Origin of the sequence: Roseovarius gahaiensis (genome assembly GCF_011601345.1) — a bacterium.
Classification (GTDB): Bacteria; Pseudomonadota; Alphaproteobacteria; order Rhodobacterales; family Rhodobacteraceae; genus Roseovarius; species Roseovarius gahaiensis.
The window spans coordinates 1-4,354 of sequence record NZ_JAAORB010000075.1 but is presented as its reverse complement, the minus strand read 5'-3'; the positions used below and the strand labels follow the sequence as shown (position 1 = coordinate 4,354).

At 55.4% G+C, this 4,354-nt stretch carries 3 protein-coding genes and 1 pseudogene; 1 reads left to right on the top strand and 3 read right to left on the bottom strand.

Features of this window, described 5'->3' with window-relative positions:
* Window positions 1-187: 187 nt before the first annotated feature.
* The 3 genes from HAT86_RS16750 to HAT86_RS16740 form a co-directional block, all read right to left on the bottom strand.
* Window positions 188-1,393: an alpha/beta hydrolase gene (locus HAT86_RS16750; RefSeq protein ID WP_231125960.1), complete on the bottom strand. Its 1,206-nt coding sequence runs from the start codon at window positions 1,391-1,393 to the stop codon at window positions 188-190.
* Window positions 1,394-1,966: 573 nt separating this feature from the next.
* On the bottom strand, window positions 1,967-2,578 hold the full coding sequence (locus HAT86_RS16745) for a transmembrane anchor protein (protein WP_167200633.1): 612 nt from the start codon (window positions 2,576-2,578) through the stop codon (window positions 1,967-1,969).
* Between the two features lie 16 nt (window positions 2,579-2,594).
* Window positions 2,595-3,311, bottom strand: a complete 717-nt coding sequence (locus HAT86_RS16740) for a HupE/UreJ family protein (RefSeq protein ID WP_167200630.1) — start codon at window positions 3,309-3,311, stop codon at window positions 2,595-2,597.
* A 775-nt stretch (window positions 3,312-4,086) separates the two neighbouring features.
* Here HAT86_RS16740 and HAT86_RS16955 point away from each other — a divergent pair.
* Window positions 4,087-4,354, top strand: a pseudogene (locus HAT86_RS16955) (hypothetical protein); the annotation flags it as partial.

Here is a 4,354-nt window from a genome sequence, read left to right as displayed (position 1 = left end):
ATGCGCCCTTCACGCCCAACCCCAAAGTGGCCTAATTTTGCGCCGCCCTTTGGTCGGGTTTTACTCCGCCGTTGACACAGCAGACAGGTCCAACACAATCGCCGGGATCTTTGGACTCTACTCACCAAAAGAATGCGTGAATTACTTCATGTCTGCCAGATATGCCCCTGGTTAATGGAGGAACGCTTTAATTGAACAAGTTTACCCCATTTCCAAAAATCTGGATCGGCGAGGTGGATAGTATCTTCTGAATGGCTGGTGTATTGTCTTGACCGAATTTGTGCCCCGAATTCAGACCCAGCCCGATCAACTGGACCACCTCTGGCGAACCGGCAAATTTCGAGTGACTACCAGATGCCGAATCGTCGATCTCAGACAGATCGATCACGGTGACACCAAGTGCTTCAAGCTCATCCGTGTCGGCAACGCCAACGCGCGGCACCCCACCGGCGATCCTTGATGACAGGCGCAGTGCCTTGTCATCCTTGGAAACGAGCACATACATCTTCTTTCGGATCTCCGGTGAAAGCTGTCTCAGCTGTGTCCGGAAGACATCAAGGTCAATGTCTGGGGCGGCCAGCATGATGTTGTCGATCTCGCCTCGGCGGCCAAGGGTGTCGGCTTGTTGCAGATCGACGAGCCCTTCCATGGTCAGGAACGCGCCCATGGAGTGGGCGAATACATCCGCGCTTTCGGGTTTACTGCGCACCATGATATCGGCGATTTCCTTGACCTTTTCACGAGCGACCAGCGTGCTGTTGAGATCATAGACATAGCGTGATGCCGTGGCAGCAGAAGCCCATGTAAAGAGGATTGGCACCCCCTCGAAACCTGTATCCTCGACAAATTGCGCCAGTCTCAGCGTGGCATCGGAGGAGGTGTTGTTAAAGCCATGAACGAAGAGCAGCAATTTGCGGTCTTCTCGCGGGCGCTTTTCAAGCTCCCGTCTGATTTCCACAACCACGTCCTTATCTGATGCATAGGTGACGGGATTGGTCACGGTGAAATCCTTACGCGGATCAGGCGGAAGCTGTTGCGGTCGTTCCAGCTGGCCCTCGACATGGTTTGGAGGGATCGTCACATCCACTGAGGCAAGCAAAAGCGCCAACGAGCGATCAGGCCCATACAAGACACCTGGTTCCTCTGATGGCCCGCGCGTGGTGGCGATGAAGATTCGCTGGCGCGTAACATCATGAACAGAGGCTGCTGTTAGATCCGGGTTATCGATTCCCATGATTTGTGGAGGGGGGCTGCATCCGGCAAACAACGAGAAGGCAAGGAGAAAAAGCAAGAGCATAGCTGCAAGGCGATTTTTCAGATCTGGCATGCTGGCTTTCTCGCCGATGTTGAAAAGCAACTGACCTAAAATCGCCCAATGGCCTCCTGCCAGCAAGCACTTTTTACAGGTTTTACCAGTTGATCAAGTGACATTCGCGCAAGCGCCGCGTTGCCCTTAAATCGGTTCTGTCCTAAACCGCATTATGAAGCGGTAGTGTTAAGGCTCAGAGTAATTCAGCAGCGGCCGAGGTCTGCCCACGACAATCCCTGCCTCATCCTCAGCACATCTGCCCCACGGAGATATAGAACAGGCTGTCGCCCTGATGAGGGATCGAGCCTCCCACGGCAAAGTGGACTGGAAATTTCCCGAAGGCCCTGTATCTCAGGCCCATGTCGGTTGTCGTTCTGCGGCGCAGTCAAAATCTGAAAGCCCGCTACCGACAGCGCCCACACCGCCGACAGCAACGATACCGATCCGATGTTGAACTGGCACTGCCATTGACGGTCCGTAGCCGCCCTCCGCAGTCAGTTGCGATGCCGCAATGCAGCTTCACCAATCCGGCCATTCATGCATAGCGCAGCATTTTGAGGTCCGAGTGGCAGCAACGCGGGATCAAAACGGGCTTTCAACAGACCAATATTGGCTTTGTGCGGCGCCCAATGCGTTCGGTGTGCGCCGGACACGTGCTTATTCGTCCCGAACGATGGCGCTATAGTCGCCGCGCAGTTGAAGCGTCACTGTCACCGCCTCGTCATCGCGGTTTCGCCAGAACCAGCCGTGATTACCTGCGAAAGGCGTCTCAAAGCTGCCCTCACCCGAGGTTTCGCCACGCCCTTTTTCATAGGTCACGTCCTGACCATCCGCATGGGCATGAAGGTCGAAATTGATCCGACCCCCCTCGGAACTCCACTCGTAGAACAGGCTCGCGCCTTCCTCCATCGTCGCCTTTATCTCGGTGTATTCGCCCGGCGCGAGGGTAAAGGTGATCTGATCTTGCCATGCCTCCTGAGCATGGGCAGTACCGACGAAAACACCAAGAATGTCGTCCATAAGCGAAGAGGACTGATCGCCATGTGTCTCCGCGTCCGCAGCAGCCTCTGCGGCCAGCTGTTGCTTGATTTCGCCCATTTCTGTCAGCCCGAGAAGGCTACCGACCCCGGTGGGGTCTTTCCCCAGTTCGGCGGGCATGTAGACCAAGACGCCGATGGCCACCGCGCCGATACTGGCAATGATCGAAGACCGGCGAAGCTGCGCCTTGGTCGGCAGATCTTCGAGCTTGGGTTTGGATGCATTATGCATGAGATGTCTCCTATTCTTATGTGCTGGCGATGTATCCGGCGATCTGCTGATAGGTCAGCAGCACGCCCAGACCAGCCATGATGATGTTGGCAAGGGTGCCCTGACGCATGAAGTTGGGGCTGCGCCGCCAATAGCCCATGACGATCAGGATCACGAAAAGCGCCAGAAGCTGGCCCAGTTCGACGCCTACGTTGAACGACAGCAGATTGGCCAGAAGCCCATCCTCGGCGATCTGGTATTCGAGAATTTTCGAGGCGAGACCGGTACCGTGGAACAGGCCGAAGATCAACGTTGCCGCCTTGGTATTGGGTTGAAAGCCAAGCCATTTCTGGAACGCACCAAGATTGTCGAGCGCCTTGTAGACGACCGAAAGCCCGATGATGGCGTCGATGATGTAGGCGTTGATGCCCCAGCCGAACCACACGCCCAGAAGCATGGTAACGGAATGGCCAAGAGCGAACAGGCTGACGTAAATCGCCACGTCCTTCATGTGATAGAGGAAGAAGACGACGCCCAGAAGAAACAGGATATGGTCATATCCCGTGATCATGTGTTTGGCCCCCAGGTAGATAAAGGGGATGATGTGCACCCCCCAGATCTCCTGAATATAGCCCGCGTCACCAGGCGTGACGTCATGGGCCAAGGCAGTGCCAGGGATCAGCACCAGTGTGAACAGGGCGAGAATTGCCAGCGGCAGAAAAACGCCCCTGCTGCCCCTTGAAAGAGTGTTCATGGATAGACTCCGCTTGTCTTTGAAATGATCGGTGATGCGCGCCGCTGGCGCAGGACCGATCAAGCGCGCGGAGGTCGATCTATGCGGAACTTTCGGGATGGGCCTGTCTGCGACATGGAAGGACGCCAGATCTTGTTCGTTTCGGGTGCCGGATCCGGGTTCCGACCTGTCAGCAAGTAAGCCGGGTTGTGGTCGTGATCGGCCGTATCGTGGCTGTGTCCATGCATTGCCCAATACAGGTCTTCCTCGAACCCATGCGAATGGCCGTGGTCTTCCACCATTTCCAAATGGTCCTGGATCGTCTCGAAAACTGCTGGTGAATGCGTGAAAGACGGAACCGCAGACCAAAGCACAAGTGCAAGGCACATGACTGTTGCCAAGACGCTTTTGACGCTTTCTGGCATAGCTAACATATGTCGTACCTGCTCGACGCCGTTTGCCGACCGTTTATTACGAGTACCGTCGAATCGGCAGGGCAACAAGCCGTCTTCCGCGGAGAAGCAGCGGGCGATAGTAAAGCAAGCGACGGCATCATGCAGCGAGAGCGCATAGGTGACCTGCGGCAGTGCAGCATCCGGTTTTTAGCTTGGACGGCAGCAGACTGGATTGCGGCGCCGTTTCGATTGGCCGCTGCCAGCCCTTTCGGGACATTCCGTCAATCTCAACCAGTGGGGCGCCTCTTGCCGAGCTATAGCCAATATGGATCAGGTTTCACTGCAGCGCCGCATGATGCTAGGTTATTCCAAACAGTAGAACTTGCGCGTTGATCGAGACGATGTACATCATTACGAATGATGGGAAAAAGGACTGGCGAATAATGTTTGACCAATTGCTGCTTGGGTCTGTCATCATGTTTGTCTCCTTGGTGGTAGGCGCCTCGCTGTGGTGGGCCCTAAACGTGATTCTCTTATGGATGGAACCATGGCTGGCTCGCCTTCCACATCAGGTGAAATCTTTGCTTATCATTGTCAATGTGCATTCAAAACTGACCCGGTGTGATCATCCAAAAATGACCCACCCCGGAGGTGGCAAAGCCCACAGGC